This window comes from Xanthomonas sp. DAR33341 (genome assembly GCF_003992815.1).
Classification (GTDB): Bacteria; Pseudomonadota; Gammaproteobacteria; order Xanthomonadales; family Xanthomonadaceae; genus Xanthomonas; species Xanthomonas cissicola.
Genome location: NZ_QEYV01000030.1, coordinates 39,222 through 52,237, shown reverse-complemented (window position 1 = coordinate 52,237; position 13,016 = coordinate 39,222). Strand labels below are relative to the sequence as shown.

Genomic DNA, 13,016 nt, shown 5'->3' with positions numbered 1-13,016 from the left:
ATAACAGCCCGAGACCATGAGCGCTTGGCAGCAGGAGCCGATGACCATGCCATCCTGAAGGCAGTGCATCCGCTTGCGCGCTCCTGTGCCCGCTGCGTGGGGCAGCGACATCCGAAATGCTAGTCTGCCGATCCCGTCCACCTTCGGTGCCGCGATGAATCATCTGTTTGGTAGCGACAGCTGGCTCTACATTCTGCTGGTCGGTTTTGTGGTTGGGCTGCTGGCGCGTTTCATTACGCCTGGTACGCAACGTCTGGGCTGCCTGCTGACGATCGTGCTGGCTATTGCCGGTGCCGTGGTCGCGACCTGGTTTGGCCGTTACATGGGGTGGTACCGCGCGGGCGAGCCGGCCGGTTTCCTTGGCGCGCTGCTCGGAGCGATTGCCATCCTGGCGTTGTTGCGGTTGTTCAGTGGCAGCAAGCGCTGAGCGTTTCGACGCGTTTCTGCTGCTTCTATCCATCACTTCACCACGCATCTTCTCTCCATGACGTCACTTCATCCGGATCCTGCGCGCGACGCGCTTCGCCTGCACTGGGCACAGCAAGCGCTCGACGATCCACAGGCCTCGCTGCAGCGCGCATCGGTCGATGCGGGGTTTCGCAGTTATTGGCGCACGCGCGGGGGTGGTGTGGATCGCATCTTGATGGATGCGCCGCCGCAACTGGAAAACGTTGCGCCGTGGCTGCGCATGCATGCGCTACTGGGCGCCCATGGGGTACGCGTACCGCAGGTACTTGCCCAGGACCTGGAAAACGGTTTTTTGCTATTGGAGGACCTGGGCGTGCCAACGCTGGCACAGGTTCTCACCGACGCCAATGCCGACGACTTGCTGGATGGCGCGATTGCCCAGCTGCTGCTGCTGCAACAAATCCCCCCACCTGCCGATAGTGGCGTGTTTGGCGAAGCGCTGCTCCAACGCGATGCCGGCTTGTTCGAAGAATGGTTTTTGGGCCGCCACCTGGGCGTGCAGCTGGACTGCGCCCATGCCGAGCAGTTGCAATTGGTGCAGCGCCGCCTGATGGACAACGCGCTGGCGCAGCCGCGCGTTTTCACCCACCGCGATTTCATGCCGCGCAATCTGATGCCGGTGCCCGATGGCCCGGCGGTGCTGGATTTTCAGGACTGCGTGATCGGCCCGATCGCCTACGACCCGATCAGCCTGTTCAAGGACACCTCGGTGAGCTGGCCGATCGCTCGGGTAGACGGCTGGCTGCAGCACTATCATGCACGAGCAACGGCTGCCAGGTTGCCGGTGCCGCCGCTGGCGCACTTCTTGCGCGATGCGGACTGGATGGGCGTGCAGCGCCACCTGAAAAACCTGGGGATTTTCTCGCGCCTGAGTCATCGCGATGGCAAGCATTGGTATCTGGACAATGTGCCGCGTTTCATTGCGTATCTGGACGAAGTACTGCCGCGCTACGCTGAGCTTGCGCCGTTAATCGGCCTGCTTGACGAGGTGATCAAACCCGCGCTGACTGCGCGTGCGCAGCAGGTCCCGACGTGAAGGCGCTGATCTTTGCCGCAGGATTCGGCGAGCGCATGCGCCCGCTGACAGAGCACACGCCCAAGCCGCTGCTGTCCGTCGGTGGTGCGCCGTTGATCGTGTGGCACCTTCGCAAGTTGGCGGCGCTGGGCGTGGGCGAGGCGGTGATCAATACCTCATGGCTAGCCGAGCAATTCCCGCAGCTGTTGGGAGACGGCAGCGCGTACGGTCTACGGCTGACCTATTCCTACGAAGGGACCACACCGCTGGAAACCGGCGGCGGCATGTTGCATGCGCTGCCGCTGTTGGGCGATGCGCCCTTCTTGCTGATCAACGGCGACATCTGGACCGATTTCGATTTTTCCCGGCTGTCGCATGCACCCAAAGGACTTGCAGAGCTGGTATTGGTTGACCGCCCCAGCTACGCAGCGCGCGCAGACTTTGCGCTGGATGCGGATGGCAAGGTACGCGTAGATCTGCCTGCGACGCTCACCTATTCGGGCATTGGCATGTATCGACCGGCGCTGCTGCGCGATTGGCAATCGGTCAATGGCCCGTTGCCGGAGCAGGTCGGCACCGCACCTCGTTTTGCGCTGGCGCCGATCTTGCGCGCAAAGATGGCCCAAGGCCTGATCGATGGCATCCATCACCCTGGACGCTGGACCGATGTCGGTACCCCGCAGCGGCTGGCCGCGCTGGATGCCCAGTTGCTGGGCGACGGCGGCTGATCGCCACGCTTGCTGCTGCAACGTTCGCAAACAAGCGCATCGCCAAAGACAGCTTCGAGCGACGGCTCGATGGTTACAACGTGTTTGCCGCATGCGCCCGATCGACGGGTGACATGCTGTCGGCACCGGCAATAACGTTGTTTGGTTCGAAACAGCTGATCAGACTGCACTTATCGGCCGGCCGCGCCACGTGCACGGCTTACAACCACGCACACCGAAGATCTCAACTGGTCTTCGCAACGAACTTGCATCGTCAAGCGCGCCGGTGCCCTCACCGCGCGCGGGACACCCCGTCACCCGTCCTTACGGGTGAGGGCACCGCAGCAGAACATTGGTCGGCAGTTTAAGGAAGCGGCTCGTGATATGCAGGCGGCGATGTGTAGCGAGCGAACGTCGCCTGTCGGTGCACTGACACCGACCAACTTGACTGGTCCTTGCCCGCCACCGTCGCCGGACCCTTTGGCGGCACAGATGCCCCCACGGAGCTGGATGGACCTACCTGCAGCGTGTCCCGCGACGGTGTGCGGGCAAGGCCCTGCAGAACATCCGCACATCAGCAGCGCTACGAGCCGCGATCCTCAAGCACACGCCGAAGGAACGGCACGGTGATGCGGCGCTTTGCGGCCAACGATTCGCGATCCAGACGATCCAGCAAGGCCACCAGCGCCGCCAATTCACGCTCGCTGTGGGTCAGCAGCCAGTCGATCGCCGCTTCGTCCAGCGCCAGGCCGCGACGCTGCGCGCGGTCGCGCAGCACCGCCGCGCGTGCCGCATCGTCGAGCACGGGCAACCCGATCCGGATGCATTGCGCCAACCGCGAACGCAGGTCCGGCAACACCAACGCCAGTCCATCGGGCATCTGTCGCGCGGTGTACAACAGCGTGATGCCGGCCGCGCGCGCGCGATTGTGGAAATCGAACAACGCCACTTCGTCGTCGCGTTGGCCGGCGATGCTTTCCACGCCATCCAGGGCGACCAGGCTGCGGCCTTCCAGCGCTTCGAGCGCATCGCGCAAGCGGCCGGCGGCCGCCTGCAGCGGCAGATACGCCGGCGTGCGCCCGGCCTGCTCGGCGGCGGCGCACAGCGATAGCGCCAGATGCGTCTTGCCGGTGCCGGCGGGGCCGGAGAGATACAGCCAATCGCTCACCTGCCCCGCAGCCAGCGCCTGCAATTGCGCGAGCAGGCCGTCGGGCGCGGCGATGTAACTGTCGAAACGCTGATCGGGTGGCGCGCGCAACGCCAGCGGCAACTGCGGAACACTCACAACCGATCTGCATCCTTGCTGGGGTCGATGATCACGCTGCGCTCGGGCGTGGACCGCAGCACGATGCCGGCGCGCTCGCCCGCATACAGATCGCTGCGCGTGTACTGCTCATGCGCATAGCGCAACAGCACGTTGGCCACTGCCGCGACCGGCAATGCCAGCAACATGCCGAGGAAGCCGAACAACTGGCCGCCGGCCATCACCGCGAAGATCACCGCCACCGGATGCAGGCCGATCTTGTCGCCGACGATGCGCGGAGTGAGCACGTAGCTTTCCAGCAACTGGCCCACCGTGAACACGACACCTACGCCGATCAGCAATTTCAGATCCAGCCCTTGCGCCTGCACGATGGCCGCCAGCAATGCGAGCACGATGCCGGTAGTCGCGCCCAGGTACGGGATGAAACTGATCAAGCCGGCGATGATGCCGATCAACAAGCCTAGATTGAGCCCGATGATGGACATACCGGTGGCGTAGATCGCACCCAGCGCCAGCATCACCAGGAACTGGCCGCGGATGAAGCCACCGAGCACGTCGTTGGATTCCTGTGCCAGCCGGCTTGCGGTGCCGATGTAAGCACGCGGGATGACGGCAGCCACACGCTCGACCAAACGATCCCAGTCGCGCAGGAAGTAGAACGCCAGGATCGGCAGCAGCGCCAGGTTGATCACCCAGGTCACCATTGCAAAGCCCGAACGCGACACGTAGCCGAAGAGCGTCTTGGCGGCGCCACCGGCCTGTTCCCAGTGGCTGCGGATCCAGTCGATCAAGCGCTCCGGGTCCAGCCAGGCCATCAGCTGCATGCCGGTCTTGGCTTCCAGCCATGGAATGGCGGTGCCGATCGCCCAGTTGCGCATCTGCGGCAGCGCATCGATCAAGGTCATGATCTGGCGCTCGATCATCGGCACCAGAATCATCAGCGCCAGCACGAACAGCAGCGTTGCCAGCACGAACACCAGCACCACTGCGACATTGCGCGAGCGTCCGGCGCGTTCGATGCGGTCCACCAGCGGGTCGCCCAGCCATGCCAGCAACAGCGCCAGCACGAACGGGGTCAAGATCGGCGCCAGCAGCGAGACCACCCACAACACACCGACAATCACCGCCGCCCATTTGAGGCGACGCAGGAACAGGGCAATTTCGGCTTCGGGAGTCAAAGTCATTTCAGGCGGTACTCGGCGTGCTCGTTTTCGAGAATGATCGGGCCCTCGGTCGGTACCGAGACCGAGACCAGCGGGCTGTTGTCGCCGAGCATACGGTTGAGGCCGGAAATGCCCGTGAGCAATTCCAGGTCCACTTCCATGCGGTCGCCATTGGCGCTGACCGGGCGGATGCTGCGTACCACCGAGACGCCCTGCAGCGCGGCCGACACGCGCAGATAATCGTCGGCGCTGCTGATGCCGGTGATCACCACGCGGTAGACACCGGGCACGCCCGAATCCACCCGCTTGGCATAGCGCTTGACCAACGCATCGGCAGCGCCGTCGGCACCGGCCGCCATGGCGCGGCGTGCGTCGCCGTCGCTGCTGGTCCAGCTGGACAGCACATTGCCGTTGTCCACGAACACCCAGTCCGCAGTCCAGCCGGCGGCGTTGCGGTAGAGCTTGCCGATCAACTGCATCGGCGGGCTGTATTTGGCGGAGGCGCGCGACACCGCGGCGGTGTCCTTGCGCCAGATCGCGCCAGCCAGTGCCTGCTCGGCGGCGGCGCCGCTCGGCAGACCGAGACGGTAACCGCGTTCGATCGCACGGTCCAGCACGCTACGCGCGGCATTGGCCTGGGCCACGCCAACCAGACGTGGGCCGCTGCCGTCGTCGATGGCCAGCCACAGCACCGGCTTGGGCCGCGGCAAGGGCCACACCGGCAAACCCAGCGCGGCGATCAGGCCATCCACATCCGATTGCCGGAAACGTGCCACCAGGGTCGTACGGAAGGTCGGCGCGCCGGTGCGCGAGGTACCCTGATCCTGGCGGTAGTCGTAGTGTTCGACGTAGTTGGGCGCATTGCGCAGCGCCTGCGGCACGCCGGGACGGCTCATCACGCCGCGGTCGCCGGAGACCTTGCCCAGCACGGCGCCGAGCGCACGTGCCAGTGCGCCGGGGCGATCGGATTCGCTCTGGCTATTGACCGGCACTTCGGCGTCGTAGGCACTTTGCGCCTTGGCAACGTCGCCTTCGGTGCGCAGATCTGCTTGCGCAAAGGCCGGAGCGACGGGCATTGCGACCACGAGGGCGAGAAAGAAAGCGAGACTGCGGCGCATCGACGGTTCCATGACATAAGCGTATCCGGGTGAATTGTTGCCCGAATGGGGCGCTAGCGCCAACGTGGCTGCTAAAATCGCCGCCTTTACCGCCGAGCCACCCCCGCCCGTGACCAGCCAGACGCCTTCCAGCCCCTCGCCCATGACCTACCGCGACGCGGGGGTCGACATCGACGCCGGCAATGCATTGGTCGAACGCATCAAGCCGCTGGTCAAGCGCAGCTTCCGGCCCGAGGTCATGGGCGGCCTGGGCGGCTTCGGGGCGCTGTTCGACCTGTCCGGCAAGTACAAGGAGCCGGTTCTGGTGTCCGGCACCGACGGCGTGGGCACCAAGCTCAAGCTGGCCCAGCAGTTGGGGCGGCACGACACCATCGGCATCGATCTGGTCGGCATGTGCGTCAACGACGTGCTGGTGCAGGGCGCCGAGCCGTTGTTCTTCCTGGATTACTTCGCCACCGGCAAGCTGGACGTGGATACCGCTGCGGCGGTGGTGGGCGGCATCGCACGCGGCTGCGAGCTTTCCGGTTGCGCGCTGATCGGCGGCGAGACCGCTGAAATGCCCGACATGTATCCGCCGGGCGAATACGACCTGGCCGGCTTCACCGTGGGTGCGGTGGAAAAGTCGCAGCTGCTGGATGGCGCACAGGTGCGCGAAGGCGACGTGCTGATCGGCATCGCCTCCTCCGGCCCGCATTCCAACGGCTATTCGTTGATCCGCAAGATCTACGAGCGCGCCGGCGCGCCGGCCGAACACGTACTGGACGATGGCACCAAGCTGATCGATGCGCTGATGGCGCCAACCGCGCTGTACGTCAAGCCGGTGCTGGCGCTGCTGAAGTCGCACGGTGAAGCGATCCACGCGATGGCGCACATCACCGGTGGCGGCCTCACCGAAAACATCATCCGCGTGATACCCGAAGGCCTGGGTCTGGACATCGACGCCACTGCCTGGACCCTGCCGCCGGTATTCGCCTGGCTGCAGCGCGAAGGTGCGGTGGCCGATGCCGAAATGTGGCGCACCTTCAACTGCGGAATCGGCTTCGTGCTGGTTGCCGCGCCCGCGCAGGCGGCCGCGCTGGAACAGGCGTTGGATGCGCAGTCGCTGGCGCATTGGCGCATCGGCCAGGTGGTGACGGCGCATGGCGACGAGCGCGTGCGCATCGGCTGATCGATCAGGACACCCGCATGGACGCTTTTCCAGTCGCCACGACCGCATCGGCCAGCACCGACGATCTGCAGCATCTCAAGCTGCTGTCGATCTTCCACTACGTGCTGGCCGGCCTGACCGGATTGTTCTCCCTGATTCCGCTGATCCACCTGTTCATGGGGCTGGCCATCGTCACCGGGCGTCTGCCCATGAAGGACAGCACCGGGCAGACGGCGCCACAGGAGATACAGCTGTTCGGCTGGGTCTTCGTGATCATTGCAGCGTTGCTCATCCTGGGTGGACTCACCATGGCCGGCTTCATGGCCTATGCCGGCCGCTGCATCGCCCAGCGCAGGCGCCATCTGTTGTGCCTGATCGTGGCCGGCATTTCCTGTTCCTTCATGCCGTTCGGCACCGTGCTTGGCGTCTTTACGCTGGTGACGCTGCTGCGCCCGCAGGTCAAGGCTCTGTTCGGTGTCGGCAACGCTGCGGCTTGAGATGTTTGTGAGCCTACTCTCCAATGCCCGCACCTGACGCCCCATTACGCCTGGCCGTACTGGCCTCCGGCCGTGGCAGCAATCTGCAGGCCATTGTCGATGCGATCGCCAGTGGGCGTCTGCATGCCGAGGTGGTCGGCGTGTTTTCCGATCGCCCGCAGGCGCCAGCCTTGCAGAAGGTCGAGCCGGCGCGTCGCTGGAGCGCCAGCCCGCGCGATTTCGCCGACCGTGCCGCGTTCGATGCCGCACTTGGCCAGGCGATCGCGGCGGCGCAGCCGGACTGGGTGATCTGCGCCGGCTATATGCGCATCCTGGGCGAGCCGTTGGTGCGCCGTTTCGCCGGGCGCATGCTCAACATCCATCCCTCGCTGCTACCCAAATACCGCGGCCTGCACACGCACGCGCGCGCGCTGGAAGCCGGCGATGCAGAGCATGGTGCCAGCGTGCATCTGGTGGTGCCGGAGTTGGATGCCGGCGCGGTGATCGCGCAGGCGCGCGTCCCGGTCCTGCCCGGCGACAGTGCCGAACAACTGGCGGCGCGGGTGCTGGCGCGCGAGCACCCGCTGCTCCTGGCCACGCTGGAGGTGCTTGCCAGTGGCCGCGTCGCGGTGCGTGGCGACACCGTGCTTATCGACGGTCAGTGCCTGTTTACGCCACTGCGACTAGAGTCCGCAAACACCGCACTCGCCTGAATGCGGAAGACATCTCCCTCATCCCGTCTCGGACATCCTTGCGGCCTCCGTGCCCGCCACCAGCGCATGAACGTCATCCCGATCGCCGCCGCGCTGTTAACTGTTGCCTTGCTTACCGGGGCCGGCCCCGGCCGTGCGCAGCAGGCGCCCGCCACGTCTGAATCAGCGGCGCCCGCTGCGGTCACAACTCCAGGCGCGGCACCGACACCGCCCGCTGCCCTGCCCGCCAGCACCTGGACGCCACCGCCGCTGGAGCCGTTCGTGGCGACCTACCAAGCGTTCTATCGCGGCAAGGAAGCAGGCGATGCCACCATGCAGGTCAGCCACGGCGAGGGTAGCCAGTGGCGCATCGACATGTCGGTGCGTGGCCGCAAGGGCTTCGCCAGCATCCTGGGCCTGAACCTGGAGCAGAGCACGGTGTTCCGCGTGGATGGCGACACCTATGTGCCGCTGAGCCAGAGCACGGTGCGCAAGGCCGTGTTCTTCGGCAAGAAGGTCACCGGCGTCTACAACTGGCAGGCCGGCACAGCGCAATGGAACGGTGATCTGAAGGAAGATCGCCAGCAGCCGATCCCCTTGCAGCATGGCGACCAGAGTGCGTTGTCGCTGAACCTGTCGCTGATGCGCGACGCGCAACCCGGGCGCAGCCTGAGCTATCGCTATGTCGACGTGGGCAAGGTGCGCAAATACGACTACCGCGCTGCCGATGCCACCGAGGTGGTGCAGGTAGGCGATCTGAGCTACGACGCGTTGCGCGTGTACCGCGTCAACGGTGGCGACAACGAAACCATCCTCTGGATCGCCAACGGAGTTCCCACTCCGGTGCGCATCCTCCAACGTGACAAAGGTGAGGATCAGGTCGATCTACGCCTGGTCGAATACCAAGGAGCCTGACCGATGAACACCCTCCCCCGTCCCAGCGCCATCATCGCCGCCGCCGCATTGGCCGTGGCCAGTCTGCCTGCCTTGGCCATGCAGCCATTCCAGGCCGACTACTCGGCCAACTACATGGGCATGCAAGCCAACGGCACCATGACCCTGGCCGCCGCTGGTGCCAATCAGTGGCGGTACACGCTGACCATCCAGAACCAGCTCGCCAACCTGACCCAGAGCACGGTGTTCGAAGAAGCCAATGGCCGGCTACGCCCGGTGAGCAGCAACGACACTTCGTCGATGATGGTCAAGCGCCGTAATGTCACCGCCAACTACGACTGGAAGACCAGCCAGGCGACCTGGGGTGGGGATATCAAGCCGGACCGGCGCGGCCCGGTCAAACTGCAGCCGGGCGACATGGATGCGCTGCTGATCAACCTGGCCATCACGCGCGATCTGGCCGCCGGCAAACCGCTCAACTACCGCATGGTGGACGAAGGCCGCATCAAGCCGATGAGCTACAAGGTGGTCGGCAAGGAAACCATCACCGTCAACGGCAAGCAGGAGCAGGCCACCAAGGTGTCGCGCGTGGACGGCGACAAGGAATTGATCGCGTGGGTGGTCAAGGACCTGCCGGTCCCGGCGCGCCTGCTGCAGAAGGAAAAAGGCCAGGACGCACTGGATCTGACCATCAAGGCGTTGCGCTAAACGCCAGGCGATCTCGGTAGGAGCGTGCCCGCGCGCGACGGGACCTTTATCGGTAACGCCCCGTCGCGTGCAGGCACGCTCCTACCGAAGCATGCGACTCGCCGGGCGGGCGCCCTGCCTGCGGCGGCGACGAAGAGCCCGGCTGCGAGCCGGGCTCTTCGTTTCAATCGGCTTGCAGCGCAATCTCCGCCAGCACGCAGAAACACGCTCAACCCTCAGGCTTGGCCGCTGCCTTGTCATCGCCAGTCGTGAACACCGTGCGGCAATCCACACGAATCTGCTGGTCGTTCTTGCGCCAATAAAACAGGTCGCAATGGCGTTTGCCTTCGACAGTCTTCTTCACTGCCACTGCATAGAACGATTGCGCGATTTCTTCGCGGCTTGCGGTGCCGTCGTTGTTCCAGTCCATGTCCTTGAACTCGACGCCCTGGGTGATGGCCATGCCCACGCTCCAGGCATAGGTCAGCCATGCCAGGATCAGCACGATCACACCCAGCAGGATCTTGCGCCGGGTGGTGAAACGGCCGCGCAGGATCATGCGGTGCGCTGGATGGTCGCGCCCAGCGCCCCCAGCTTCTCCTCGATGTTTTCGTAGCCACGGTCCAGGTGGTAGATGCGATCGATGGTGGTGTCGCCATCGGCGACCAGGCCTGCCAGGATCAGCGACGCCGACGCGCGCAGGTCGGTCGCCATCACCGGCGCGCCGCTCAGGCGTTCGGCACCGCGCACGATGGCGGTATGACCTTCGACCTGGATATCCGCGCCCAGGCGCAGCAGCTCGTTGACGTGCATGAAGCGGTTTTCGAAGATGGTTTCGTTGATCACGCCCACGCCATCGGCCACGCAGTTGAGCGCCATGAATTGCGCCTGCATGTCGGTGGGAAACGCCGGGTACGGCGCGGTGGTCAGGCTGACCGCGCGCGGGCGCTTGCCTTGCATGTCCAACGTGATGCTGTCGGCGGTGGTGGTGATGGTGGCGCCAGCCTCGGTCAGCTTGTCCAGCACTGCGTCCAGCGTTTCCGGGCGCGCGCGGCGCACGGTGACGCTGCCGCCGGTCATCGCCGCAGCGACCAGGAAGGTACCGGTTTCGATGCGGTCCGGCAGCACCGCATGGTGCCCGCCGCCCAGCCGCTCGACGCCTTGCACCACGATGCGCGGGGTGCCGGCGCCTTCGATCCGCGCACCGAGTGCGATCAGGCAGTCGGCCAGGTCGGCGACTTCCGGCTCCATCGCCGCATTTTCCAGCACCGTGGTGCCCTCGGCGAGCACCGCAGCCATCAGCACGTTCTCGGTGCCGGTGACGCTGACCATGTCGAATACGTAGCGGGCACCCTTCAGGCGACCATTGCTGGTGGCCTTGATGTAGCCGTTTTCCACGCTGATGTCGGCGCCCAGTGCCTGCAGGCCCTTGATGTGCTGGTCCACCGGGCGCGAACCGATCGCGCAACCGCCAGGCAGCGAGACTTCTGCAGTGCCGTAGCGCGCCAGCAGCGGGCCCAACACCAGGATCGAGGCACGCATGGTCTTGACCAGCTCATACGGCGCGACCTGATGGGTGACCGAGCGCGGGTCGACCAGGATCGAGCGGCCCTTGGCCAGCGTGCCTTCGTCGATGGTGACCTCGGCGCCCAGCTCGTTGAGCAATTTCACCGTGGTGATCACGTCGTGCAGATGCGGCACGTTGCTGATTTCCACTGGCGCGTCGGCCAGCAGGGTCGCGCACAGGATCGGCAGCACTGCGTTCTTGGCACCGGAAATATGGACTTCGCCATGCAGCGCTTGGCCGCCGGTCACTACGATTTTTGCCATGGGAATCTTAAGAATCCGAAAGTAGAAGGGATGTCGGGGGAATGAAGTGCGGGACGTATCGATCATGGTGCACGCGGCGCGTGGTGGCGCCGGGGATCGAGCCGCGCCGGGTACGGCCCGAGACGCGCTGGACGCAACCACTGCGTGAGCGTGGACGACGCCGGCCGAGGCGATGCGGGTGCTCCCGATTCCCGGCCCCGCCCTGCGCACCGCTCCGGCCCAGCCCGCTCGGCGGCTGCGTTCAGCCTTCTTCGGGCGTCAGCGTCTTCAGCTGCAGCGCGTGGATCGCCCCGCCCATCAGCTCGCCCAGGGTCGCATAGACCATGCGGTGCCGCGCCAGCGGCGCCTTGCCGATAAATGCGGGGCTGACCACGGTGGCCTCGAAGTGCACGCCGTCGTCGCCGTGCACGTCGACGCGGGCTTCGGGCAAGCCGGATTCGATGAGTTTACGGATGGTTTCGGCGTCCAAAGGGCGTTTCCTCATAAAATGAGCGCACATTCTACTCTTCGCCCGAGTCCTGCATGGCTGTCTCGCACCTGCCCTCCGCCACCGTCAGCGACGCCACCCTGGTCGCCAGCGGCCAGCGCGTGCTGGAGATCGAGCGCGAGGCGCTGGCCAGCGTGGGCGCACGCATCGGCAGCGAGTTCGCCGCGGCCTGCCGGCTGGTGCTGACCTCGCGCGGCCGGGTGGTCGCCACCGGCATGGGCAAGTCCGGCCATGTGGCGCGCAAGATCGCCGCCACCCTCGCCTCGACCGGCACTCCGGCGTTCTTCGTGCACCCGGGCGAAGCCGGACACGGCGACCTGGGCATGATCACCGAGGCCGACATCGTGCTGGCGCTGTCGTACTCCGGGGAATCGGACGAAGTGCGGATGCTGCTGCCGGTGCTCAAGCGCCAGGGCAACCCGATCATCGCCATGACAGGCCGCACCAGTTCCACCCTGGCCCAGGCCGCCGACGTGCACCTGGACGTCAGCGTGTCGGCCGAAGCCTGCCCGCTGCATCTGGCCCCCACCTCCAGCACCACCGCCTCGCTGGCGATGGGCGATGCACTGGCGGTTGCGCTGCTGGATGCGCGCGGCTTCACCGCCGACGACTTCGCGCGCTCGCACCCGGCCGGCAGCCTGGGCCGGCGCCTGCTGCTGCACATCACCGATGTGATGCACGCCGGCGAGGACCTGCCGCGTGTGCGCGAAGACGCCAGCCTGAGCGAGGCGTTGATGGAAATGAGCCGCAAGCGGCTGGGCATGACTGCCGTGGTGGACGCCGACGGCCATCTGATCGGGCTGTTCACCGACGGCGACCTGCGCCGCGCGCTGGACAGCGACATCGACGTGCGCAGCGCCGGCATCGCGCAGGTGATGACGCGCAACCCACGCACCATCGGCGCCGACCAGCTGGCCGCCGAGGCCGCGCGGCTCATGGAGGACTACAAGATCAACGGCCTGATCGTGGTGGATGCGCAGCACCGCGCGGTGGGCGCATTGAACATTCACGACCTGTTGCGCGCCAAGGTGGTTTAACAGGTTCAGTTTTCAACCGCCGGACCCCGTT

15 protein-coding genes are annotated in these 13,016 nt (G+C 65.7%); 9 read left to right on the top strand and 6 right to left on the bottom strand.

Translation table 11 applies throughout. The annotated features are described in order from the left end of the window. Positions 1-154 precede the first annotated feature (154 nt). From EO156_RS14890 to murU, 3 genes are read left to right on the top strand one after another with little or no spacing between them, the layout of a single operon-like run. Complete coding sequence (locus tag EO156_RS14890) at positions 155-427, top strand: GlsB/YeaQ/YmgE family stress response membrane protein (protein ID WP_016851108.1); 273 nt, start codon at positions 155-157, stop codon at positions 425-427. 57 nt (positions 428-484) lie between these two features. Continuing rightward, a complete protein-coding gene (locus EO156_RS14885; RefSeq protein ID WP_003487800.1) occupies positions 485-1,504 on the top strand; it encodes a phosphotransferase in 1,020 nt (339 codons plus the stop codon). After that, entirely contained in the window at positions 1,501-2,211 is a 711-nt protein-coding gene (gene murU / locus EO156_RS14880) for an N-acetylmuramate alpha-1-phosphate uridylyltransferase MurU (protein WP_016851109.1), read from the top strand. The genes EO156_RS14885 and murU overlap by 4 nt, the downstream gene beginning before the upstream one ends. Before the next feature lie 562 nt (positions 2,212-2,773). Here the strand turns inward: murU and hda are convergent. The 3 genes from hda to EO156_RS14865 are packed head-to-tail and all read right to left on the bottom strand — an operon-like array spanning position 2,774 to position 5,747. Further along, positions 2,774-3,475 carry a DnaA regulatory inactivator Hda gene (hda, locus tag EO156_RS14875; RefSeq protein ID WP_011051942.1) on the bottom strand — a complete coding sequence of 234 codons (702 nt, stop codon included), beginning with the start codon at positions 3,473-3,475 and terminating at the stop codon, positions 2,774-2,776. Beyond that, positions 3,472-4,638, bottom strand: a complete 1,167-nt coding sequence (locus tag EO156_RS14870; RefSeq protein ID WP_003487806.1) for an AI-2E family transporter — start codon at positions 4,636-4,638, stop codon at positions 3,472-3,474. The genes hda and EO156_RS14870 overlap by 4 nt, the downstream gene beginning before the upstream one ends. Then, the gene (locus tag EO156_RS14865; RefSeq protein WP_016850073.1) at positions 4,635-5,747 is read right to left on the bottom strand and encodes a DUF2066 domain-containing protein; all 1,113 of its coding nucleotides are present in this window, start codon (positions 5,745-5,747) and stop codon (positions 4,635-4,637) included. Before EO156_RS14865 ends, EO156_RS14870 begins: the two co-directional genes overlap by 4 nt. A 22-nt stretch (positions 5,748-5,769) precedes the next feature. On the opposite strand from EO156_RS14865, the gene purM reads away from it, so the two are divergent. The 5 genes from purM (at position 5,770) to EO156_RS14840 (ending at position 9,652) form a co-directional block, all read left to right on the top strand. After that, positions 5,770-6,903: a phosphoribosylformylglycinamidine cyclo-ligase gene (purM, locus tag EO156_RS14860; RefSeq protein ID WP_016850074.1), complete on the top strand. Its 1,134-nt coding sequence runs from the start codon at positions 5,770-5,772 to the stop codon at positions 6,901-6,903. Positions 6,904-6,920: 17 nt separating this feature from the next. After that, on the top strand, positions 6,921-7,379 hold the full coding sequence (locus tag EO156_RS14855; protein ID WP_016850075.1) for a hypothetical protein: 459 nt from the start codon (positions 6,921-6,923) through the stop codon (positions 7,377-7,379). Between the two features lie 23 nt (positions 7,380-7,402). Further along, complete coding sequence (gene purN, locus EO156_RS14850; protein WP_016850076.1) at positions 7,403-8,071, top strand: phosphoribosylglycinamide formyltransferase; 669 nt, start codon at positions 7,403-7,405, stop codon at positions 8,069-8,071. Positions 8,072-8,137: 66 nt separating this feature from the next. Beyond that, positions 8,138-8,965 carry a DUF3108 domain-containing protein gene (locus EO156_RS14845; RefSeq protein WP_016850077.1) on the top strand — a complete coding sequence of 276 codons (828 nt, stop codon included), beginning with the start codon at positions 8,138-8,140 and terminating at the stop codon, positions 8,963-8,965. Positions 8,966-8,968: 3 nt separating this feature from the next. Beyond that, complete coding sequence (locus EO156_RS14840) at positions 8,969-9,652, top strand: DUF3108 domain-containing protein (protein ID WP_005913364.1); 684 nt, start codon at positions 8,969-8,971, stop codon at positions 9,650-9,652. A 208-nt stretch (positions 9,653-9,860) separates the two neighbouring features. Here EO156_RS14840 and EO156_RS14835 read toward each other — a convergent pair whose 3' ends face one another. The 3 genes from EO156_RS14835 to EO156_RS14825 all read right to left on the bottom strand — a co-directional run bounded on the left by EO156_RS14835 (position 9,861) and on the right by EO156_RS14825 (position 11,930). Beyond that, a complete protein-coding gene (locus tag EO156_RS14835; protein WP_005913365.1) occupies positions 9,861-10,190 on the bottom strand; it encodes a hypothetical protein in 330 nt (109 codons plus the stop codon). Then, positions 10,187-11,461, bottom strand: coding sequence for a UDP-N-acetylglucosamine 1-carboxyvinyltransferase (murA, locus tag EO156_RS14830; RefSeq protein ID WP_016850078.1), 1,275 nt, complete (start codon positions 11,459-11,461; stop codon positions 10,187-10,189). The genes EO156_RS14835 and murA overlap by 4 nt, the downstream gene beginning before the upstream one ends. Before the next feature lie 241 nt (positions 11,462-11,702). Continuing rightward, positions 11,703-11,930 (bottom strand): BolA/IbaG family iron-sulfur metabolism protein, encoded by a 228-nt coding sequence (locus EO156_RS14825; RefSeq protein ID WP_005913369.1) that lies wholly within the window; start codon positions 11,928-11,930, stop codon positions 11,703-11,705. A gap of 53 nt (positions 11,931-11,983) precedes the next feature. Between EO156_RS14825 and EO156_RS14820 the strand changes: the two genes are divergently transcribed. Further along, positions 11,984-12,985, top strand: coding sequence for a KpsF/GutQ family sugar-phosphate isomerase (locus EO156_RS14820; protein ID WP_029829267.1), 1,002 nt, complete (start codon positions 11,984-11,986; stop codon positions 12,983-12,985). Positions 12,986-13,016 lie beyond the last annotated feature (31 nt).